The sequence below is a fragment of the Brevundimonas sp. genome, from assembly GCF_029946145.1.
GTDB lineage: Bacteria > Pseudomonadota > Alphaproteobacteria > Caulobacterales > Caulobacteraceae > Brevundimonas.
Genome location: NZ_JAQSDY010000030.1, coordinates 1 through 22245 on the forward strand (window position 1 = coordinate 1; position 22245 = coordinate 22245).

Here is a 22245-nt window from a genome sequence, read left to right on the forward strand (position 1 = left end):
GAAAGGCAGACGGTTGTAGCTTAACCGGGTGTCCTCGAAACCGGGTGCAGCTCAGGACGCCTTTCTCTTCGACACCACTGTCCTGTCGATCTATCTCGACCCGAACCATCCTCAGCACATCGCGAAGGGTCAATCGCTCGCGGCGCTGCCGGCCGAGAACCCCCGGTTTGTGTCTCCGGTCGCTCTAGGAGAACTCGGGTTCGGAACCCGACTCGCCAGCCTGATCGGCAAGGGCGATCCCGCCAGACTCAACGCCATCCTCGCAGAGGCCCGCGCCTATGCCGTTCTCGACATTACCCACCACACAGCGTCCGCCTATGCCGAGCTGAAGTCGAAGGTGGCCCACAAATATCTTGCCAAGACGCTTCGGCAGGATCGCCCGAAGTATATCGAGGACTGGATCGACAAAGCCACCGGACAGAAGCTCGCCATCGACGAGAACGACCTTTGGATGTGCGCCCAAGCCAAGGAGCGCGATCTCGTCTTCGTCACGGCGGACGCGCGGATGAAACGTATCCCTGATGCCGATGCAGAAGTGCGTCTGCTTATCGTCTAGCCGGCACCCGGGTTCTCCGTGCCAAGGCGTCAGAGGCGGTCGGGAGGCGGCTACTCGATGTGAGAGTGGTGCGGGTGGCCGGGGTCGAACCGGCACTCCTTTCGGAACTGGATTTTGAATCCAGCGCGTCTACCAATTCCACCACACCCGCACAGGTCTAGCGAGGGCTGATCTACAAGGCGGGCGCGCGGGTTTCAACTGATGTGATGCCGGGTCGTCACCCTTGCCCTGTTACGAGGAATAGTCGGCAACGCGCCAGAACCGGAACTTGGCGGCTAGTCAGAAACACGACATTCTGCTCAATTGGCATGCGGCTTGAAAGCCCGCTTCCCGGACGCCTCCGAAGGTGCCGTAGGCGACTCAAAGGAGATATCGCAAGAGACTGCTTCCGGCCGGATAGGAACCGCTGGCATACTTCAACAACGGCTCGGTCCGTCGCAAGGCCCTCATTGGGTCGGGTTCACGCCCCTCCAGCCGGCCGGACGCCCAGCTGAAGGTGTACCTCCTTGATCGGCGGAGGGGGCCTTGCTCCCTCGACAACCTCCACCACCGTTTGAGGAGGTTTGCGGGTGGCAAAACCACCGCGTACAACGTTCGAGAAAGTTGCAGCTAGTTCGATGAAGTTCTGGCGCTGATCGTTGGGCATACAACAATCAGCATATCGGCGGGACTGAGACCCGCATCCGCATAGCTCATCGCCTCTACATTCGATCAGCCTGTAGTAGGCCGACACTTTCGGGTCGCCACCGGGGAGAGCGTACTGCCTTCCGGGCCAGCGGCCGAAAGCTTCTAGATGGAGGTGTCGGAGCGCCCAAACGCTATAGAGATCAAGCAGAGTTCGAAGATCGCCGCCCTCGTGCCAGGCGCCGTCCGTCGGAGAGAAGGCGCAGACAGAGCCGTCGTGAAAATTGGTATGCCTCGGGCCTATCCAGCGCGGGGCACTGTCACCGGTCCAAAAAGCCCATGCGCGAGGGCCAGCATCTGCCCGATAAGGCAGAGCTACCAAGAACGTGGCTTCTCGATCGAGATCGGCGATGACCGAACTCTTTGCAAGAAGCCACATCCCGTCTTCGTCGGGGTAGGTCCGGAGCGAGGGATACGCTTCGGCAAGCGCGGTCACCTGAACTTCGTACGCGGCACGAAGTAGGTCGATGCCGATCCGTGCCCCGGCACCGGCCGGCCGTGGTCCACGGGCCTGCCCTTGCCGTCTGGCGGCCCCTTTCCGCGGTCGGGTTGCGGATCCTCGCGTTCCTTGTCTGCCATCACCAGTCTCCTTTGTTTCGTTGGATGGGGACTCTCGACCCAAGGCGACGCGCCCTTGATCGTGCACTACGAGCAAACATTGCGTGTCGAGCGCAGCGCCAAGCTCGTGCAACACTGCCCGCGTACCCGTCCCGAAAGTCTCTTCCCTCGGAATCCCGGATGTGCGAGTCTGTGTCACCAGCACAAGCTGCGCCGCCGGCTGGGGTGTGTCAAGGCGTGTCGTTCGCACGGGGAAAGATGCAGTCATTCCAGGAGAAGCTCGTTGAAGCCGTCAAACGGAAGCGAGAGGCCGAGGGACTAAGCATCCGTGCCTTGTCGGCAGCTGTCGGAATTAGCTTTTCTTCGCTGGCCCGGATCGAGCGCGGAGAGGGCCAGCCAGATAACAACTCCAAGATTCGGTTGCTGCAGTGGCTCGGGACGGACGCCGAAGCGGCCGGCCTAGGGTTCGACAATGTCGCGTTCGTGCACTTTCGCGCAGGGAAAAACATTCAGTCGCCGACCGTTCAAGCGTTGCTGGAAGCGGCCGATTGTCTTCGCCGATCTCTTGGCAAAGTAGATGACCGCACGGCTCATGTAGCGGTCGAAGACAGTGCGTCCGAAAGCGCACCGCTATCGAAGGATGAGCTCGAGCAGATTGCGTACAAGTTCCGAGCGGACCTCGGACTAGCCGAGGCGCAGCCCATTGATAGTCTAAAAATTGAGGTCGAGGGGGTAGAGGTAGTCCGTGCCGGACAGACGAACTGTCTTGATCAGAAGACGGTGGATTACCTTCGCGAGCGCGCGAGCGGAGAGTGGTCGGCGATGAGCGTGCCGTTGGACGTTGAGCATGAACGGTGGGCTGTCCTGTTGAACGATGGCCACACTTTGGAGCGCCAGCGCGTCACCGTTCTAGAAGAGTTCTGGCACATTCTGCTCGGCCACAAGCTCACGAAGATCGCACGGATAGCTGAGGCTTTCGGCCGGACGTACGACAAAACCGAGGAGCACGACGCCTACTACCTCGCCTCGGCGACCCTATTGCCCAAGGCCGCGTTGATAGAAGCCGTCGGCAAGAACCGCTCGTCCGAGCAAATCGCGGGGGTGTACGGCACGTCGTCTGAGCTCGTGGACTATCGCGTTAAACGCCTGGGCCTATGGCGAGAGCACGTAGGCAAGCGGGTCAGCCTGTCTTCCGACTGACGGCATTGCGCGGTGGGCCAAGAAGCGGACATGCCGATTTCGCTATGGGAAGCCCTCATCGCAGAGGACTGCCGGCTTCTTTGAGCTCGACCGTCGAGCCTTCGTACCCCTCCGGTGAGGGCCGCCTTGCGGGGACGGGGTGGGGCCGGGATGCTGCGCTGGTAAGGAGTCCTTATGAGCGCTGATACGAGAGACTGCCTGGGGGCATCGGTTTTTTGATGCACTGCGCCCGCAGGCCGTCGCCCCGGACAAGGACCACGACCGGCTCGTGAAGGCGAGCCGCCAGTTCTAGTCCCAAGCCCCACCCCTCTCTTCGAGGAGATCGCCCGGCCTGACCTTCAATTCCAGCGCGGGCCGCGCCCCCCCAAGGGATATATACCCGAATTGTTTACCTCTTCTTTCCTCCTCGTAGGCGAGTGGTTAACAGTTCATTTTCGAGGGGGAGACGGGTTTGGCGAAGCGTCCAGCGACCGGCGGGGCTGACCCGGCGGCGACAACGAAAATGCAGGCGACGCTGTGGGCTGCGGCCGACAAGCTGCGCGGCAACATGGACGCGGCCGAATACAAGCACGTCGCGCTGGGTCTGATTTTCCTGAAGTACATCTCCGACCGGTTCGAGGAGCGGCAGGCTGAGATTCTGGCCGATCCGGACACGCCTGACGACCTCAAGACGGAGTTGGCCGAAGACCGCGACGCCTACACGGCCGAAAGCGTATTCTGGGTGCCGCCGACGGCGCGTTGGACCTATCTCAAGGAAAACGCGACGAGTGTGTCTCCTACGGTCGGCACCCTGATCGATGACGCAATGATCAAACTGGAGGCCGAGAACGCTTCGCTTCGAGGCGTGCTGACCAAGAACTACGCCCGTCCTGAGCTGGACCAGACACGCCTGGGTGAGGTGGTGAAGCTCTTCTCCGACCTGGCGTTTCGCGACGCTCACCACGGTCAGGACACGCTAGGACGCGTGTATGAGTACTTCTTGGGGCAGTTCGCCATCGCGGAAGGTAAGCGCGGCGGTCAGTTCTATACCGCAGGCTCGGTTGTGCGGCTGCTGGTCGAGATGCTCCAGCCCTTCAAGGGGCGCGTGTACGATCCATGCTGCGGTTCGGGCGGGATGTTTGTCCAATCAGAACGGTTCGTAGAGGCCCACAATGGGAGTCGGAATGACGTCTCCGTCTTTGGTCAGGAGTCCAACCCGACCACTTGGCGCCTAGCAAAAATGAACCTCGCGATCCGAGGCATCGAGGCTGACCTAGGGCGCAAGTGGGCAGATACCTTCAACGAAGACCTCCATCCCGGGCTGAAAGCCGACTTCGTGTTGGCCAACCCGCCCTTTAACGACAGCGATTGGGGCGGCGAGAAGGTTCGGTCGAGCGAACGCTTCCCCTATGGCGTGCCGCCCGCTGGCAACGCCAACTTCGCTTGGGTTCAGCACTTCATCCACCACTTGGCACCCTATGGGCTCGCCGGCTTTGTATTGGCCAACGGCTCTCTCTCCAGCCAACAGTCGGGCGAAGGTGAAATTCGCCGCAGGATCATTGAGGAAGGCGATCTGGTCGACTGCATTGTGAGCCTGCCAGGCCAGTTGTTTTCAACGACGCAAATTCCGGTCTGTCTGTGGTTCCTCGCCAAAGATAAGTCGAATGGCCTGATCAAGGACATCACCCTGCGTGACCGGCGGCGCGAGACGCTGTTCATCGACGCCCGAAAGCTGGGAACGATGGAGACTCGCACACTCAAGGTTCTGAGCGACGCAGACGTAGCCAAGATCGCAGATGCGTACCACGCTTGGCGGGAAAAGGGTGGGCGGTACACGGATCAGCCGGGTTTCAGCAAGGCGATCACGACCGAGGAAATTGCCGCTCAAGCCTATGTGCTCACCCCTGGTCGCTATGTGGGAACGGCCGCTGCGGATGACGACGCCGAACCCTTTGAAGAGAAGATGGCCCGGTTGGTCACGACTTTTCGAGAGCAAGTCACCCAAGGCGCGAAGCTAGACGACACCATACGCCAAACGTTGGCCGGGGTCGGCCATGGCTGGTGAGTGGATCGAACAGTCTTTCTCCGATTTGGTGGGGGGGCGTGAGAACGTCATCGGCGGGCCCTTCGGTTCAAACCTGACGTCCGCCCACTATACTGCATCTGGAGTTCCAATTGTTCGCGGAAGCAACATGGAACGTGCCGGGCGCTATCTCGGCGATGATTTCGCATACGTGTCCGATTCAAAGGCCAAGTCATTAAAGACGAACCAGATTGCGGCAGGCGATCTTGTAGTCACTCAGCGAGGTACTCTAGGTCAGGTTTCAATTGCTCCTGAAATTGGACCGGCCCACTACGTAGTCTCCCAAAGCCAAATGGGAATTCATGTCACGTCAGCCAATCGGCTTTTCGTATATTACCTTCTGAAATCTCCGGCGTTCGATGAGTTTTTGGACGGGGCGGCAATTCAGACGGGCGTACCGCACATCAATCTGGGACTGCTCAGGCAGTGGCGAGTGAAGGCTCCGTCACGATTTGAGCAAGACGCGATCGCTGGCCTACTAGGAGCGCTAGACGACAAAATCGAACTTAGTCAGCGAATGGCGCAGACGCTTGAGGCGATGGCACTAGCGCTCTTCAAAAACTGGTTCATAGATTTCGAACCAGTTCGGCGCAAAGCCGATGGTCGCAATCTAGGCCTTCCACACCACGTAGAAACATTTTTCCCTGCCGCGCTCTCCGAGGAGGGCCTGCCGGCAGGCTGGGGCCTGCAGACCGTCGGAGAAATGTTCGAGGTAAGTGGCGGCAATACACCGTCAACAACCGAGCCTGACAACTGGAACGGATCGCATCAATGGGCGACACCGAAGGATTTGTCGTCCCTAACATCCCCTGTATTGCTTCAAACGGAGCGCCAAATTTCCGAGGCAGGATTGGCGCGGTCGACATCAGGACTCCTGCCGAAGGGAAGCCTACTGCTCTCCTCACGCGCTCCCATCGGCTACATGGCATTTGCGACCCGCCCCGTCGCAATCAACCAAGGATTCGCTGGGCTGGTACGCAAGAAAGTATCGACTGTGTACGCGTGGGCTTGGTGCGCAGCTCACATGGAGATGATCCGGGGTAATGCAGGCGGCTCTACTTTCCCTGAAATCAGCAAGTCTGTACTGCGCAACCTACCAATGCTCCGACCATCTGATGCGGTACTCACGGCCTTTGAAACTACGTCAGAGCCTTTGGTCAGCCGAATGATCACAGCCGTAGAAGAAGCGGCTACGCTTGCGGATCTCAGAGACGCACTGCTTCCCCGCCTGATCTCGGGTGAGCTGCATATCCGAGACGCTGAAAATGCGGTTGCGGCAGCCTGACATGGCGTACTCCCTGCAAATGCTCCGCGCCTTGATTGAGGCTCACCCTGATCGGGCAGAGCGGCTTACCCCGCACGTCGAGGCTCTTGAAGTCAGCATTCAGAGCCAGCCGGCCTTCTGCCTCCAGAATGTCAGAACCTTGTTTGAAGCCGCGCATGCCACGATCGCGCCCCAGTTAGGAATCGAGTTCCCAAGTCGGGCCGGATTTCCGGACCGAATGCGGGGTGTCATCGACGCACTCGATTTCTCCGTCGCAGATCATCCCGACGCCGCGACCATTCACACTCACGTTCAGTCACTGGTTGCCGCCATCAACGACATGGCTGTGGCCCTCGCCCGGCTAAGCAACGTGCCCAACATGCGCCATGGCGGTTCCCTGGATTGGGGTACCCTGGAACGTCAACACGCGACGATGCTGGGTGGGTTGTGCGACAGCTTGGTTAGTTTCCTTTTCGACGTCGCTTGGAGCCGCCCTCTCGCCCTCGATGAGGATGCCCAGCCCGCGATCTTCGAAGACTTCGCGGACTTCAATGAATGGCTCGATGACGTAAATGGACCAGTCGAAGTCGCTGGCTCGACCTTTCGCGCGAGCCGAGTCCTGTATCTGCTCGATCCTCTGAAGCACGAAGCGGGACGTGCCGACTGGTATACCAGAGCCGCGGCCGGCACCGCTGAAGACGAGGAAGCTGCGTGACGGATTATCCGGTTCCGCCCAGCGCTTCGCGTCACTCGGTCCGTGAAGAGGCGGTAGAACTCGCCGCCCTGTCTTGGTTCAATTTGATCGGTTGGCGAACAGTCGCAGGTGACTACCTAGCCCCGGACGGACCAATCGGCGCGCGCGCAAGCTACGCTGAGACGATCTTGGTACCGGAACTCCGAAGCGCGTTGGTGGCTCTGAACCCAGATGCCCCTGCTTCGACGATCGAGGCCGGCATTCAGAAGGTGCTGGCATTACCCAGCCAAGACTTGAACGAGAACAACCGCGCCTTCCATCCTTTTCTCGCATCCGGTGTGCCGGTCGAGATCGTCGAGAACGGGGAGCCGCGCACAGTAGGCCTTCGCCTTCTCGACCGAGATGTCCTCACGAACAACCGGTGGCTCGTCGCCAATCAGTTCGTCGTTCAAGGCGAGCGCGAGGTGATCCGTCCGGACGTGGTCGCCTTCGTCAACGGGCTTCCCCTAGCCGTGCTGGAGTTGAAAAGTCCTGTTGCCACACTGGCAACCTTGGAGACGGCACACAATCAGCTTCGAAACTACAAGGCCAAAGCCGCCGAACTGTTTCGGACGAACCAAGTGTTGGTGATCAGCGACGGCCTTCACGCGCGTGTCGGGTCGCTTACTTCCGGACTCGACCGCTTCTCGCCTTGGCGCACCATCGACGGCGTCAAGGAACAGGACGACGGCCGCCCGGAGTTGGAGGTTCTGATACGGGGCGTCTTCGCACCGGAACGGTTTCTGGAACTGATCGCCGATTACGTCGCCTTCGAGATCGAAGACGGGGTCGTCCAGTCCAAGAAGTTGGCGGGCTATCACCAGTTCCACGCGGTGCGGAAGGCGCTCTCTTCGACGGTGGCTGCCGCCGTAGGCGGCGGGAAAAAGGGTGGCGTCGTTTGGCACACTCAAGGATCGGGCAAGAGCCTGACCATGTTGTTTTTCGTGCGTCAGCTGCAACTGGCCAAAGAACTGAAAAACCCGACGATCGTGGTGGTCACCGACCGAAACGACCTGGACGACCAGTTGTTCGGCACCTTCTCCGCGCACATCTCCGCCCTTCGCGGTCAGCCGCAGCGGACGACCAACGCCGAGGACATGCGCCGCTCTCTTTCGGTGGACATCGGCGGGTTGGTGTTCACGAGCATGCAGAAGTTCCGGGGCGAGGAAGGGCAGCACCCTCGACTAACTGAACGCAGCAATGTCGTTGTCATCGCGGACGAAGCGCACCGCACCCAGTACGGCTTCAACAAGACCTTCAAGGTCGAAAAGGAGGGGGTTACCGAACAGGTCGGCTTCGCTGAGTACCTACGACAGGCTCTACCCAACGCAACTTTTGTCGGGTTCACCGGCACGCCGATCGAGGAAAAGGGCCGAAACACCGAGGCCGTATTCGGCGAGGTCATCGACAGCTATGACATGACCCAAGCCGTAGCTGACAAGGCGACGGTGCCCATCCACTACACCGCAAGGCTGGCGAAGCTCCGGCTGAACCTGACGGACGAGGAGCGAGCCGAGTTAGACGCCTTGGCGGAGGAGCTGTCCGAAGACGACGATGCCGCCGTTGAGCGCGAGAAGGGCAGGCTCAGCCGGTTCGAGGAAGCCGTCGGCGCACCAGATCGCGTGGCGCAAGTCGCAGCCGACATCGTTGAGCATTTCGCAGCCCGGCGCGAGGCCATGGCTGGCGGCAAGGGCATGATCGTCGCGGTCAATCGAAAGACCGCCGTCGCACTCTATGACTGCATCACTGCGCTTCGCCCTGATTGGGTCTCGGCCGATCCTCGCGATGACACGTCGGGGATGCTGAAAGTCGTCATCACGGGCAAAGGCAATGCCGATCCGCCCGAACTCCAGCTTCACTTGCGGACGAAGAAGGGGCGCGAGGACCTAGCAGACCGGTTCAAGAAGCCGGGGTCGGGCTTTGACCTGGCCATCGTCCGGGACATGTGGCTGACAGGCTTCGATTCGCCCTCACTGCACACGCTCTACATCGACAAGCCGATGCGAGGGCACGGGCTGATGCAGGCCATTGCGCGCGTGAACCGGGTCTGGGGGGACAAGCCGGGCGGTCTCGTCGTCGATTATCTCGGGATTGGCGCGGAGCTGCGCGCTGCCTTGGCCCAGTACACTGACCGCGATCGCGACCAAGTACGGCTCGATAACGACGAAGCGGTGCGCCAGACCCTGATTCGGCTGGAGAGCGCGCTGGCGCTTCTGGAAGGCGCGCCGTGGCGCGACTTCTTCGGCGCCGACCCTGGAGGCCGCCTAACCGTCCTTAAGCAGTGTCTGGAACACCTCTTGGCAAGCCAGCACCGCGACGAATTCGTCAAGGTCGCGCTGGAGCTGGAGAGCGCCTACGGCATCAGCGCCGGCGACGCGCACGTGACAGTCCGCCGTGATCAGATCGCCCTCGTCGCCGCGATCCGAGCGAACCTGGTTAAATATACGTCCGGCGGCAGTGGGCGGGGTAGTTCCGAGGTCGAACGAGACATTCGCCAACTGATCTCTCGCGCGGTCATGGCTGATGGCATTCTGGACGTATTCAAAGCGGCCGGCCTAGACCGCCCGGACCTCGCCATCTTGTCCGACGAGTTCCTCGCTGAGGTCGCGCAGACCAGTCAGAAGAACCTCGCTGTCGAAACCCTGCGGCGCCTTTTGGCCGGTGAAATCAAGACCCGCGAGAAGAGCAACATCATCGAGGCGATGAGGCTGTCGGACAGGCTGGAAGGCACCCTGCGTCGCTATCACAACCGCGCGGTCGACAGTGTTCAGGTGATCGAGGAGCTCATTGCCCTCGCGAGGGACATCAGCGCCGCCAACGCGCGGGGGGCCGAACTAGGGCTCTCGGCAGAAGAGCTCGCGTTCTATGATGCTCTTGCGGAGAACGGCTCCGCCAAGGAGCTGATGGCGCATGAGGAGCTGCGGACCTTGGCCCAGGTGCTGACCCTCACGATCAGAAAGTCGGCTTCTATCGACTGGACCGTGAAAGACAGCGTCCGAGCCAAGATGCGGATCGAGGTCCGGAAGGCTCTAGCGCGCTATGGATACCCGCCCGACCTTCAGAAGGCGGCGGTCGATTTGGTGCTCCGGCAGGCGGAGTCTATCGCTTCCGGCTGGGGCTAATCGCTATAGCGCAAAGGAGGGCGGACCCGCCCCTTGGAGGGTCCAGGCTGCGCTCACCGATCATGCTTCGATCTTTAGATCCGGCTAGCCCGTCCGTCGGTGGCGGGTGCTGGGCGCAGTAGGTCAGCAGCGCTATTTCCGAGACAGGGTTAGGATGATCGCAGTCCGAAAGCGGACGTCGCCAACGACAGATATGAGTCAAGTTCAGAGAATGTCTCGACGCCAATCATCGGTGCCGAGATGTAGGTTGATTCTGTGTCGCTGTTGGGTGGCGCGGGCGGCGGGGTCGACCCGGCAATCCTTTCGGAACTGGATTCTGATCCAGCGCGTCTACCAATTCCACCACACCCGTGTCGTAAAGAAGAATGGCGGCTCGGCGATAGGTCGCCAATCACTTTGCCCAGCAATCGTGTTCACAAGGATGGGCGTTCGCCCGGTGGGGTCGAGCGGGTTCCCGCTCTTCGGCTCGGCTTAGGACGCCGAACGTTGATGGCCGACGCGTCGATCATATTCTTGATGTGGGACGCATAGTATTTCTCGATCATCTCGACGCTGGTTCGGCAGTTTTTGGCGATCTGGTAGATGTCAGCACCTTCCATGAGGCGCATGGAAATGTAGGAGTGGCGCAAGCTGTAGGCGGTGCGCACCTGACCATCCCTGTCGCGCTTGAGGTCCAGCTCTTCCAGCACCGTATTGAGCAGCTCGCGCGGCGTGCAGCCAAAGACCTTTTCGGTGGGCCTGGGCGCCTTCGCACCGGCTGCTGTGTTCCGTTGAACGAGACGCCGAAACGGCTGCACGGCACCCGGCATGCTCTTGCAAAAGCCGACGCCGCGTTTGCCCCTCACCTCGATCTCGAGGATCCGCTCGCCGCTGTCATCGTCGAGGACGATCTCAACATCCCGGAACTCCAGGCGACCCGCCTCGTCTGGGCGCAGACCTGTGTTGACCATGAACAGAACGTAGTCGTGCAGGCGCAGGCTTTCGAAGGTCCAGCGCCCTCTGTTGTGCCGAGGGTTGGCGGCTCGTTCGCGTGTGGCCTCGTAGAGGAGCTTGTATTCGGCCGGCGAGAACCATGCCCGGTGAACGATCTTGCCTGATGTTTTGTACGGGGTGGAAAGGTCGGGAAGAATGGCTAGCCAGCCATGTCTATTGGCTGTCTTCAGGACCTGACGGAGCGTCACGATCTCGTGGTGCAGTGTCGTGCGGGCAGGTCGCTTCGGCTCGCCGGTTTTCGGGTTGAGCCGGGATGTCATCCGGTGAACCCGGTACTCCTGCACCAGCCCGGGAGTGATCTCGCTCAGCAGCTTGTCTCCGAAGAAGGGATAGAGGTGAACCCTCAGCCGATCACTGTGTCCTTTGACGTACTCCGGGTTCCGCTCACCCAGAGTGAGGGCTTCGTACTCGCGCACGAACTGCTCTCCACCCTCCCTGAATGTCTTGCCAGATCGCTTAGGGGCGATGCCGCCGCCGAAACGGTGTTTGCCTTGAAGGGTGAGAAACCAATCCTCGGCGAAGTCTTTCGCCAGAGCGAGACTCTCTTGCTTCGTGGTGCTGCGGAACTGGCGCCCGCCCACGGACGCGGAGCACTGCCAGTGCGGGCTGTTCGGCCGCTTGAAGACCTGAACTTTGCCGCCAAGGAGCGCGTGTCGAGTGGTCATCGACAGGGCCTCCATATTGCGCTGTTTGCGCTAGCACTGCGCTAGGCGCTTGCCGCACCATAGAGCCAGAAAAATGCTATGAAATCAATATGACGTCAGTAAATTTGACGTGATTGACGGGCTTTTGAGTCCAGCGCGTCTACCAATTCCACCACGCCCGCACAGGCCGCCCGGACTTCTCGGCAGGCGGGCTTGGTAGCGTGGGGGGTCCGTGCGGGTCAATCCGGCAAAGCCGCCGACCCGCCGCCGGATTATCCCCCTGCGGCTCGACGGGCCGCGCGCTCTTCCCGCTGCAGCCGGCGGCTCTCGCGCTGCCGTTCCTCGTCTTCGCGGGTCTGATAGCCGCTCATGATGAAGTGGGTCTTGTAGAGCACGCGTGTGGTCGGGACGGGGGCGCCGGGCTCGGCGAGGTTCTGGAGCCGGGCGCGGCGAGCCGCGGTCAGCGCGGCCCGGCCGAACCGACCGTCCCTGGGATGTTCGGATTCAATGGCGCAGTCTCGCAGGGATCCGTCCGGATTGCTCACACAGGTGGCCACCGCGAAACCCCGGGCATACCGCGTTGAGGGAAAATCCGGTTGGGGACGCACCGCCCAGGCGAGGTTCCTGGGAATGCCGTCTTCCTGCAGGGCCTCCAGTTCCGCGTCGCGCGGATCCACAAGCGGCCGGTCGCATGTGGTCAGGGTCTGATCGATCGAGACGGATGAGGCCGGCAAATCAATGTCGTACAACAGGTTGCGCCCGTCCGTATGGCCTGCCGGCACGAGGATGCGCAGGCGCCCGCCGGTCCGCAGTTCGCGGGCGAAGGGGGCCGGCAGCTCACTGATCGCGATGGTGTCGTTCGTCGCCACGCCCCAGCGGCTTTCTACCAGATCGTCATCCCCGAAGGCGATGCGCAGTGGACGGGTCGTCGCTCGCCCCGCAGGCGGCAAGCCGGTGATAATCGCTTCGAACCCGCCGTCGGCGCACCGCGTTGCGATGCTTATCCCGTTGTCGAACCGGGTATAGGCGACCAGCAGCTTCTGGCGCTGATCCTCCAGCAGATCCCAGTCGGCGGAGGCATCCTGGGCGAGCGCTGGCAGCGCGACGGCGCAGGCGAAGAGGGCGGTCAGGTTACGTTTCATGAGAACAATCCGGACGGGTCCACTGCCGCAACCTTGCGGGGATCGAAGACCGCCCGTCAAGGCGACGTTTCAGGAAACCCTGAACCGGATCGTGAAACTGATGACCTTGCCGATCACGGCCCCTTCATCCTCGGGAAGTCCAAGTAGGGCACGTTCCGCCGATCGCTGGGCGCTTCGTCCGAACCCTGCGCCTGCGGGCATTTCAGACACGACGCGGCAATCATTCAGAGCGCCTTCGGCGGCGACAAGGCACACAAGGCGCACCTCCGCCTGTTCAAGACCGCGCTCCATTGCGAGCGAGGGGAAGTCAGGCCTGGGTCGACTGGCCCAGACGATCAGTTCCGGCTCGGCCCTCGGTCGCAAATCCCAATCGTCCGTAAGCGGAACCGAGCATGCCGTCAGAACCCGGTCCACGGACGTCGCGGACGCCGGCACGGACAGGCGATAGCGATGGGACCGCGCCCCGGCCTCGGTCGCTTCCAGAAGAATGTCCAGCTCGCCCTCCGCACGAAGCTGGCGCGCCAACCGTTCCGGTTCGGCGGGCGAAGCAATCGGCCGACCTGCCCAGGTGAGCCAAAGTTGGCTTTCATTCTGGATCGGGTCGGCAGTGACCCTGACCGGTCGCAGGGCCATGTCTGTTGGCGGCACGCCGGTGAGCAGAAGGTCCAGCGCGCCAGCGCGGCAGCGCAGTGCAATCTGATTTGCCCCGAAGTTCAGCGTGGCCAAGGTCAACTGACGTTCTGGATCTGTGATCAGATCCCAGTCCCCGCTCGCCTCTTGTGCCGTCGCAGGGCCGGCCAGCGTCAGGGCGGTCAGGATGACTACCAATGGCATCGCGCCACAGCCTGCTGCGCCACGGGAGGGGCCACCGGACTGATGTCGGGGAATGCTCTGTTCAGGCGTCATGACAGTATTCCCGCGCCGCCCGGAAGAGGCCGCACAGCTTGCGAAACCTTAATCCGCTGCGCGCATCCGTAAAGGTGCGTCGCCGCCTCTGCCCTCTGAAACCGGAGGTCGAGATGAAACGTGTGACGCTGGCAGTCATTTCAGGCGTGCTGCTGTCCTGTCAGGGACCGGCGGCCGTTCTGGCGCAGGAGGCGGCGGCGACGGCAGGCGTCGCGACCGGGGCGGGCGCCCTGATCCACCGGACGCGCGCGCTGGATACGCTGGACCGTCGGCTGGCTCACTATGTGATGGCTGAGCGGACGCCGCCGATCCGGGCCCGGCTGGCGGAGCGACGCGCGGCCTATCTGGCGCTGACCGAGCCCGAGGCCTTCCGCCAGGCGATCAACGCCGACCTGCTGGCCGTGTCGGGCGACAAACATCTGCAGGTCTGGCTCGAAGGCCGCAGCCGCGACGACGTGGTCGCCGAAGGAGCGCCGCCGTCCATGGAGGCGATGTCGGCCGAGGAGGCGCGCAACGGCTATGGCGTCCGCGAGGCGCGCATGCTGGACGGCGGCGTCGGCTATCTGAACCTGGCCTCGTTCAGCGGCCATCCCGATTCGACCCGCGCGATCGACGCCGCGATGGCCCGATTGGCCGGGGCGCGGGCGCTTGTGCTCGATCTGCGTGAGAACCTTGGCGGCGGCGAGGTCGCCCTGCGCCAGCTGATGGGACATTTCGCGCCGGAGCCGATGCGGCTGGAGGATTTGCAGTTCCGGCGCTGCGCGCCCGATCCTGCCGATCCCGAGGGGTGCATTCAGGACGGCAGCCGCGATACCTTCGAGCGGTTCGCCAATACGGTCGACCAGCCGGCCTTCCCGGATCAGCCGATCTATGTGCTGGTCGGCCCCGGCGCCTTTTCGGCGGCGGAAGCCGTGGCCTACGACCTGCAGGCGGCGCGCCGCGCAACCGTGATCGGCGAGCCGACGGGCGGCGGCGCCAACCCCTCAACGGGTATGGATCTGGGGCCGTGGTTCACCGTCATCATGCCCATCGGCGTGGCGCGGCACCCGGTGACCGGGACCAACTGGGAAGGCGTGGGCGTTCAGCCTGATGTGCTTGTTCCGGCGGAACGGGCGCTGGATGAGGCCCTGAGACTGGCGGCCGGCTAGACGCTTTCGACCGTCTGTTCGATCGCGCCGAATATCGAGTGGTGTTTGTCGTCCAGCATCTCGATGCGGACCGTGTCGCCGGCCTTGAGGAAGGGGGTCACGGCCTTGCCATGCAGGATGGTCTCGACCGTCCGGACCTCGGCGATGCAGGAATAGCCCAGGCCGCCTTCGGCCACCGGCTTGCCGGGACCGCCGTCAGCGTCGCGGTTCGACACCGTGCCGGACCCGATGATGGTGCCGGCGCACAGGGCGCGGGTCTTCGCCAGGTGGGCGATCAGCGTGCCGAAGTCGAAGGTCATGTCCACCCCGGCGTCGGCCTTGCCGAAGTCCTCGCCGTTCAGCTGGACGTTCAGCTCGCCCTTGAGCTTGCCGTCGACCCAGCGGTCGCCGAGCGCCCGGGGCGTGACGAAGACCGGCGACAGGGCCGAGGCGGGCTTGGACTGGACGAAGCCGAAACCCTTGGCCAGTTCGCCGGGAATCAGGTTGCGCAGTGACACGTCATTGACCAGGCCGACCAGTCGGATGTGGTTCAGCGCTTCTTCCCGCGTCACGCCCTGGGGCACGTCGCCGGTCACGACGACCACCTCGGCCTCGAGGTCGCACCCCCAGGATTCATCGGCCAGGGGGATGGGATCGCGCGGGGCTAGGAAGCCGTCGGAGCCGCCCTGGTACATCAGCGGGTCGGTCCAGAAGCTGTCGGGCATTTCGGCGTTGCGCGCCTGACGCACCAGGGCGACGTGGTTCACATAGGCGGAGCCGTCGACCCATTGGTAGGCGCGGGGCAGAGGCGCGGCGGCCTCGCGCTCATGGAACCGGCCGCGCGGCACGCCGCCGTGTTCGAGACTTTCCGCCAGGGCCAGAAGGTCGGGCTCGATCCGGTCCCAGTTGTCCAGCGCGGACTGGAGCGTCGGCGCGATCAGGAAAGCGTCGGTGAACCAGGCGAGATCGCTGGAGACGAGAACGAGGCGACCGTCGCGGCCGTGCTTGAGCGAGGCGAGTTTCATGCCTCAGGCTTAGGCGGTTTTATCCGGCGTGGAAACCGTGCCTGGACCGGTCAATGGCCGGCGCGGGTTCCGCTGACCTTCCCCGCCGCCGGACGCTTTGGCCCGTGCGTCGACAGTTCGGCATGGGCGGCGCGCAGCTCGCGCACGCGTTCGCGGCGCAAGCCCCAGTGGTCGTTGAAATGGCCGATGGCGACACGCAGGGCGTCGTTGCGTTCCTGCACGCTCAGCGGCTTTTTCGCGTCATGGTCGCCGTGAGGGTCGCCGGCCGGCTTGTGGCCCTCGGCCTGGCCGCTGTTCACGATGACGGTCACGCCGCCCATGGAGGCGGGAGCCGCTTCATGGTGTCCCGGCTTCTCGTCGTGACCCCCACCATGGCCATGGTCGGCATGGGGCGCGTGCGGCTTGTCAGCGGCTTCGCCTTTCAAAGCCTTGTCCAGGCCCTTGGTGATCTTGCCTGCGCCGCCGGCCATGCCGAGCGTCTTGCCCAGCCGCCGTTCGATGGTCCGGACCAGTGCTGAGGCCCTGGCCGGCAGGGAATCACCGTCGGCCTTCATGGCCTCCTTGGCGGCGTCATCGATCTCTTCCCAGATCGAGTCCGCGGCGTCGGTCCGCGCGCTCCGGGAGCCTTGGCCGAAATACCAGCCGATCAGGGCGGCCGCGGCCAGTCCCAGCAGCAGCCCTCCCCACACGACCGGATCGGCGCCGATCATCAGCGGGGCGTCCAGCGGCGCATTGGCGGCGTCAGCGGTGGCGAAGTCGGCGCCGTAGGCCATGCGGCTGTCCCTCCCGGTCTGCGCGAATGAGTGCGGCGCGCATCTTGCTCCGACGGCTCAGCTTGGCAACGACAAAGGTTAACGGCCTGCGGATTCCGGCGTCAGCGCGGCGGGGTGATCAGGGCCTTGGCCTCGGCCCCTGTCGGGGCTCCCATATCGCGCACCTCGACCTCGACCGCGATGGCGCCTTCGGGGTCGTGGGCCCAGAGGTAGCGCCGTTCTATCTCGACCTCGCGACCCGACGGTGCAAAGCCGGTGAAGCTGTCACCCCAGGGGGTCACCGACCTCATGTCGGGCCAGGGCAGGGCGCAGGCGATGTCCAGTTCCTCGATGGCCATGGCCGACAGCTCGTCGTCGCTCACAGCCATCGGCGGACCTTCTGGCGATACGCCTCATAGGCTGAACCGAATTTGGCGCCGAGGTAGCGCTCCTCGCGCTGGATGACGAACCGGTCGATCACCAAAAGGCAGGGGATCAGCAGGATGAGCACGATCCAGCTGTCCATCGCGATGGCCAGACCGGCGTAGGTAACGGCGAATCCGACGTAGATGGGATTGCGGCTGAGGCGGTAGGGACCCTCGATGATCAGGGCGGTCGACGGCTTCCACGGCTCGACCGCGGTGCCCCGACGGCGGAACAGCCCCGCCGCCATGCCGTCGAGCAGCAGGCCTCCGACGATCAGGGTCAGCGCAATGCCGCGACGAACGGGCATCTCCAGCCCGAAGCCGGCCGCCAGCCAGCCGAAGCCGGCCTCGACCCCCTCGGGCCGGGCGCCGAGTTCCGCCAGCCCCCAGCCGACCAGCAGGAAGCCGAGATAGATCAGCGGGGGCGGCGCGATGACGCCGGGGATGTCGCGGATATCAGCCATATTGTCCCCACTGACCATATCGAGGGTTGAACTCGTTTTGGGAAAACCACAGCCCCAGCCGGGATTGAACGACCACAAACGCCGTGATCAGCACCAGGGCGACGACCGTTTCCGCGACCGCAAACCGATCACGCTGACTGATTTCGTCGTAGCCCCAGGTGCGTTCCGCGAAATAGCGTTTCGCCAGTCGAAAAGCGAGCTGAAGCAGAAGGACGCCGGACCAAAGATAGACGCGCCACCGTTCAAAAAACAGCATCAGGGCGACTATCGCCAGACTGAGGATGACCAGCAGCCAACGGTGCGTTTGTTTCTGGTCCTTGACGATAAGCCGTTGATAGCCGCTCGGATCGTTATCGGGCGCCGTCATCGTTGGCCTCATCGGCATAGATGGCGACGGATGGCGCCGAGATGCTGGACACCGCGCCGCGATACATGCCGGACGTGGTCATGGCGAAGGCGGGCCGGCCCTGCAGGTCCATGACGATGACCCCGCCCGAGCCCCCCAGCGACAGGGCGTCATCGACCTCGGCCTGGCCCGCCACCTGACCCGGGGCCCCGGCGTGGATGCGGCTGCAGATGTCGCGCGCGACCGAGGCGCGGATGTAGAATTCTCCGTCGCCCGTCGCGGACACGGCGCAGCCTTCGCGGTTGGACGCATAGGTGCCCGCGCCGATCACCGGCACGTCGCCGACCCGGCCCCAGCGTTTGGCGGTCATGCCGCCGGTCGAGGTGCCGGCGGCGAGGCGGCCCTGGCTGTCCAGCGCCACGGCTCCGACGGTGCCGAATTTGCGCTCGTTCAGGGGTGGGGCCGGCAGGTCGTTTGTGGCTTGCGGAACCGGGGCGCCGGCGGGTCGCTGCGGAATGGGCAGGTTCTGCTGCTGAAGCGCGCGCTCCAGCCCCTGCCAGCGGCGTTCGGTGAAGAAGAAGGACGGATCGACCTGCTCCAGCCCCACCGAGGCGGCGAAGCTATCGGCGCCCTGGCCGATCAGCATGACGTGGGGCGAGCGCTCCATGACGGCGCGGGCCGCCGCGATCGGGTGGCGGGTGGTGGTCAGGCCGGCCACGGCGCCGGCGGTCAGGTCCGTTCCGTTCATGACGGCTGCGTCCAGTTCATTGCGTCCGGCGGCGGTGAAGACCGCGCCACGCCCGGCGTTGAACAGCGGATCATCCTCCATGACCTCGATCGCGGCCTGCACGGCGTCCAGCGCCGCCCCGCCGTCGGCCAGCACGGCGGAGCCGGCCTCCAGCGCGCGCTTCAGGGCCACGCGATAGGCGGCGTCCTGTTCGGCCGTCAGACTCTGGCGCTCGATGACACCGGCCCCGCCATGGATGGCGAACGACCAGCGGGGCGCTTCCTGGGCCAGGGCCGGGGCGGCGGACAGGAGCAGCGCGAGCGCGGCCGGAACGAGGCGTGCAAGGGACATGATCGGCCTTTCGAAAGCGAGCCCTGAACCTCGGCCAAGCGCGGGTTCAACTCAAGGGGCGGCCGCAACAGCCGACAGGGCGGATTTCAACCGGTTCAAAGTATCCATTGCGGTTGGGCGATCTCGACCGGCGCCATGCCATAGATGCGGCGGCTGAGGGCGCCGAGAGTCAAGGCGGACCCCTTCGAATCGGCCAGCCAGGCGCATCCCAGCAGACGGTTCACCGACGGCGGCCGGTCGACCCAGCCGAAAGGCCGGTCTGGCAGCAGCAGCAGGCGGCGGCGCTGGCCGTCGCGTCGCCAGCGCCACGCCGGATCGCCGCGGATCGCCTGGGCGAATTCCGGGTCAAGCGTGACCAGAACCTCGGGGTCCCACGCGGCGACCTGTTCGCGGGTCACGCGACCGATGTCTCTCGCCCCCTCGGCGACGTTGGTCCATCGCGCACCTTCCAGCACCTCGGTGGCGAGGGCGCCCCGGAAACCTGTTTCAAGTCCGTCCACTCCCCGGGCGTAGTAGAAACTCGGCCCCGGTGGCGCGGCGCGCCAGCGCTCCAGCACCCCGGCGGCCAGATCGGCCAGCGTGTCGGCGCTCCGCCCGGACTCGAGCAGCGCTCCGGCCTCCCGGATTGCCTCCGGGATACGGGTCAGCGTCCCGTCGATCAGCCGCCAGTCCACCCCCAGTCGGGCCTTCAGGCGCTGTGCGAGGGCCTGATGCTCCGCGTCGATGTCGCCGTAGTCGATGATCAGCCGCGGCTTCAGCGCGGCGATGGCTTCCAGGTTCGCGGCTCGGTCGCCGCCCACGAGAGCGCCCAGCTCGGGCAGGTCAGCGGCCAGGGCCGGTAGCGCGGCGAGCGTTGTCCCCGCAGGCTTTCGCGGCCAACCGGCCAGCCGCTCGCGCGCGACGGCCCATACGAGGAGCGCCGCCGGCGATCCGGCGACAACGACATCCCGACGGGTTGCGGCGCCGGGCGAAGAGCCGCGGGAACAGGCAGACAGGGTCAGGGCGCCGCTGAGGCCGATCAACGCTGACCTGCGTGTCGTGTTCATTTGCCGTCCCGGTCTGCGAATCCCGTGCATCGTGCCGCCCACTTGAGCAAGGCGCTACCATCGAACCAATTTACCCTTAACTCTTGTCCGGTCTTGCGCAGCGTGCTGGTTATGCGCCCATCGCGCGCAGGTGGGCGCCGCAATATGGGAGTGAGCCGTTGAGTACGACGGACGGAGGAGGCGCAGTGACAACGACGCCCCAAAAGACTTTTCTGGGACATCCCCGCGGACTGGTGATCCTGTTCTTCACCGAGATGTGGGAGCGCTTCTCCTTCTACGGCATGCGCGCCCTGCTGGTTCTGTATTTGACCCAGCACTTCCTGTTCGGCTCGGCCGAGGCGCAAGGAATCTACGCCGCCTATGCCGCGCTGGTCTATCTGATGCCCGTGCTGGGCGGCGCCATCGCCGACCGGTTCCTGGGGTCGCGCAAGGCCGTAACCATCGGCGCCCTGCTGCTGGTGGCCGGTCACTTCACCATGGCCTTCGAAGGCGGCGGCGGACGCGAGTACATCCAGTACGGCGGTCAGGAATACCGGATCGAGGTCGAGGGCCGGGACACCGATCGCCAGCTGTTCGCCATGGTCGGCGAAGAGAAGGTGCCGATCACCGTGGGTCCGGAAGGCATCCGCGTTTCCGGCATCCCGACTGCGGCCGAGGAAGCCCAGGCGCGCTCGGAGGCGTCGTCACAGGCCACCGTGCCCGCAACCGCGACCGTCACTGACCCCGAAGCCGCCGCCGTGCCGGCCGATGGTCCGGCGACCGCCGTGGCCACCTCGCCTGAGACCCTGGCCGACGCCGTGCGTCCCGGGGCCGTGACCGCGCCCGGAGGCCTGCCGGCCATGATCGGGCCGGACGACTACGAAATCCGCAAGACCGTGGACCTGCCCGGTCAGGCGACCCTGTTCTTCGCCCTGGCGCTGATCATCGTCGGCGTGGGCTTCCTGAAGCCGAACATCTCGACCGTGGTGGGCTCGCTCTACGAGCAGAACGACCCGCGCCGCGATTCGGGTTTCACCATCTTCTACGTCGGCATCAACCTCGGTTCGATCCTGGCTACCGCCCTGTGCGGCTGGCTGGGCATCCAGTATGGCTGGCGTTACGGCTTCGGCTTGGCCGGCGTCGGCATGCTGTTCGGCCTGCTGACTTTCTGGATGGGCCAGAAATGGCTCGGCGGTCGCGCCGACCCGCCCGCCAGCGCCAAGCTGGACAAGAAGACGCTCGGCGTGCCGCGGGAGGCCTGGATCTACATCCTCGGCATCCTGTTCGTCATCCCGACCTGGCTGATCGTGCAGCAGCACGATGCGGTCGAAGCGTCGCTGCTGTATCTGGTGCCGGCCGTGTTCGCCGGCCTGCTGCTTTATTCGCTGACCTTCCTGAAGGGCGACGACCGCTGGAAAATGCTGGCGGCGATCATCCTGACCATGTTCTCGGTGCTTTTCTGGACCCTGTTCGAACAGGCGGGCTCGTCCCTGACCCTGTTCGCCGACCAGTCCACCGAGATGCCGAGCTGGTTCAACGCCGCCCAGACCCAGACCTTCAACCCCGGCGTCATCGTGGTCTTCGGCCCGGTCATGGCGGCGCTCTGGGTCCTGCTGGCCAAACGCGGTCTGAACCCGAGCGTGCCTCTGAAGTTCGCCTTCGGCCTGATCCTGGTGGGCGCCGGCTTCCTGCTGCTGGTGTGGGCTTCGAAGAACTTCGTCACCGCCGACTTCAAGGTGCCGTTGCTCTGGCTGTTCCTGGCCTACTTCCTGCACTCGATCGGTGAGCTGTGCCTGTCGCCTGTGGGCCTGTCGATGATCACCAAATTGTCGGTGGCGCGCATGGTCGGCATGATGATGGGGGCCTGGTTCATGGCCTCGGCGCTGGCGCATATCATCGCCGGCATCGTCGCCAAATCGACGGCTACCGAGACGGTCGGCGGCGTGGTGACCAACCCGCAACTGGCGCTGGAAACCTACGCGGGCGTGTTCCAGACCATCGGCCTGTATGGGGTCGGCATCGGCTTCATCCTGCTGCTGATCTCGCCGGTCCTTAAGTGGATGATGCGCGGCGTTCAGTAGCGCTGCTCATCGCTGAAACAGAGAGGGCGGAGCCTGACGGCTCCGCCCTTTTTCGTGC

18 protein-coding genes and 1 tRNA gene are annotated in these 22245 nt (G+C 64.0%); 8 read left to right on the forward strand and 11 right to left on the reverse strand.

Annotated elements, in window-relative coordinates:
- Positions 1–28: 28 nt before the first annotated feature.
- Positions 29–556 carry a PIN domain-containing protein gene (locus tag PSV23_RS16230; protein ID WP_300471084.1) on the forward strand — a complete coding sequence of 176 codons (528 nt, stop codon included), beginning with the start codon at positions 29–31 and terminating at the stop codon, positions 554–556.
- A gap of 66 nt (positions 557–622) precedes the next feature.
- Here the strand turns inward: PSV23_RS16230 and PSV23_RS16235 are convergent.
- A tRNA-Leu gene (locus tag PSV23_RS16235) sits at positions 623–707 on the reverse strand.
- 1349 nt (positions 708–2056) lie between these two features.
- Between PSV23_RS16235 and PSV23_RS16240 the strand changes: the two genes are divergently transcribed.
- The 5 genes from PSV23_RS16240 to PSV23_RS16260 all read left to right on the forward strand — a co-directional run bounded on the left by PSV23_RS16240 (position 2057) and on the right by PSV23_RS16260 (position 10179).
- Positions 2057–2998, forward strand: coding sequence for an XRE family transcriptional regulator (locus PSV23_RS16240; RefSeq protein WP_300471087.1), 942 nt, complete (start codon positions 2057–2059; stop codon positions 2996–2998).
- 502 nt (positions 2999–3500) lie between these two features.
- Entirely contained in the window at positions 3501–5042 is a 1542-nt protein-coding gene (locus PSV23_RS16245; RefSeq protein ID WP_300471089.1) for a class I SAM-dependent DNA methyltransferase, read from the forward strand.
- Entirely contained in the window at positions 5032–6345 is a 1314-nt protein-coding gene (locus PSV23_RS16250) for a restriction endonuclease subunit S (RefSeq protein ID WP_300471091.1), read from the forward strand. The genes PSV23_RS16245 and PSV23_RS16250 overlap by 11 nt, the downstream gene beginning before the upstream one ends.
- 1 nt (position 6346) lies before the next feature.
- Entirely contained in the window at positions 6347–7039 is a 693-nt protein-coding gene (locus tag PSV23_RS16255) for a hypothetical protein (protein ID WP_300471109.1), read from the forward strand.
- Positions 7036–10179 (forward strand): type I restriction endonuclease subunit R, encoded by a 3144-nt coding sequence (locus PSV23_RS16260; RefSeq protein WP_300471112.1) that lies wholly within the window; start codon positions 7036–7038, stop codon positions 10177–10179. Before PSV23_RS16255 ends, PSV23_RS16260 begins: the two co-directional genes overlap by 4 nt.
- 413 nt (positions 10180–10592) lie before the next feature.
- Here the strand turns inward: PSV23_RS16260 and PSV23_RS16265 are convergent, their stop codons facing one another.
- The 3 genes from PSV23_RS16265 to PSV23_RS16275 form a co-directional block, all read right to left on the reverse strand.
- Entirely contained in the window at positions 10593–11837 is a 1245-nt protein-coding gene (locus tag PSV23_RS16265) for a site-specific integrase (protein ID WP_300471114.1), read from the reverse strand.
- 251 nt (positions 11838–12088) lie between these two features.
- Complete coding sequence (locus PSV23_RS16270) at positions 12089–13018, reverse strand: hypothetical protein (protein WP_300471116.1); 930 nt, start codon at positions 13016–13018, stop codon at positions 12089–12091.
- A gap of 9 nt (positions 13019–13027) precedes the next feature.
- Positions 13028–13864, reverse strand: a complete 837-nt coding sequence (locus tag PSV23_RS16275; protein ID WP_300471119.1) for a hypothetical protein — start codon at positions 13862–13864, stop codon at positions 13028–13030.
- Between the two features lie 113 nt (positions 13865–13977).
- Between PSV23_RS16275 and PSV23_RS16280 the strand changes: the two genes are divergently transcribed.
- Positions 13978–15012 carry a S41 family peptidase gene (locus PSV23_RS16280; RefSeq protein WP_300471122.1) on the forward strand — a complete coding sequence of 345 codons (1035 nt, stop codon included), beginning with the start codon at positions 13978–13980 and terminating at the stop codon, positions 15010–15012.
- Here the strand turns inward: PSV23_RS16280 and PSV23_RS16285 are convergent.
- From PSV23_RS16285 to PSV23_RS16315, 7 genes are all read right to left on the reverse strand, one after another.
- On the reverse strand, positions 15009–16016 hold the full coding sequence (locus PSV23_RS16285; protein WP_300471124.1) for a fumarylacetoacetate hydrolase family protein: 1008 nt from the start codon (positions 16014–16016) through the stop codon (positions 15009–15011). The two genes, PSV23_RS16280 and PSV23_RS16285, sit on opposite strands and share 4 nt — an antisense overlap.
- Positions 16017–16066: 50 nt before the next feature.
- Complete coding sequence (locus tag PSV23_RS16290; RefSeq protein ID WP_300471126.1) at positions 16067–16789, reverse strand: hypothetical protein; 723 nt, start codon at positions 16787–16789, stop codon at positions 16067–16069.
- 101 nt (positions 16790–16890) lie between these two features.
- A complete protein-coding gene (locus PSV23_RS16295) occupies positions 16891–17157 on the reverse strand; it encodes a hypothetical protein (protein WP_300471128.1) in 267 nt (88 codons plus the stop codon).
- On the reverse strand, positions 17148–17657 hold the full coding sequence (locus PSV23_RS16300) for an isoprenylcysteine carboxylmethyltransferase family protein (protein ID WP_300471130.1): 510 nt from the start codon (positions 17655–17657) through the stop codon (positions 17148–17150). Before PSV23_RS16300 ends, PSV23_RS16295 begins: the two co-directional genes overlap by 10 nt.
- Positions 17650–18024 carry a hypothetical protein gene (locus PSV23_RS16305; RefSeq protein WP_300471132.1) on the reverse strand — a complete coding sequence of 125 codons (375 nt, stop codon included), beginning with the start codon at positions 18022–18024 and terminating at the stop codon, positions 17650–17652. The genes PSV23_RS16300 and PSV23_RS16305 overlap by 8 nt, the downstream gene beginning before the upstream one ends.
- Positions 18008–19081, reverse strand: coding sequence for an isoaspartyl peptidase/L-asparaginase (locus PSV23_RS16310; protein ID WP_300471135.1), 1074 nt, complete (start codon positions 19079–19081; stop codon positions 18008–18010). The genes PSV23_RS16305 and PSV23_RS16310 overlap by 17 nt, the downstream gene beginning before the upstream one ends.
- A 95-nt stretch (positions 19082–19176) precedes the next feature.
- The gene (locus tag PSV23_RS16315; RefSeq protein ID WP_300471137.1) at positions 19177–20127 is read right to left on the reverse strand and encodes a hypothetical protein; all 951 of its coding nucleotides are present in this window, start codon (positions 20125–20127) and stop codon (positions 19177–19179) included.
- 185 nt (positions 20128–20312) lie between these two features.
- On the opposite strand from PSV23_RS16315, the gene PSV23_RS16320 reads away from it, so the two are divergent.
- On the forward strand, positions 20313–22187 hold the full coding sequence (locus tag PSV23_RS16320) for an oligopeptide:H+ symporter (protein ID WP_300471140.1): 1875 nt from the start codon (positions 20313–20315) through the stop codon (positions 22185–22187).
- Positions 22188–22245: the final 58 nt, after the last annotated feature.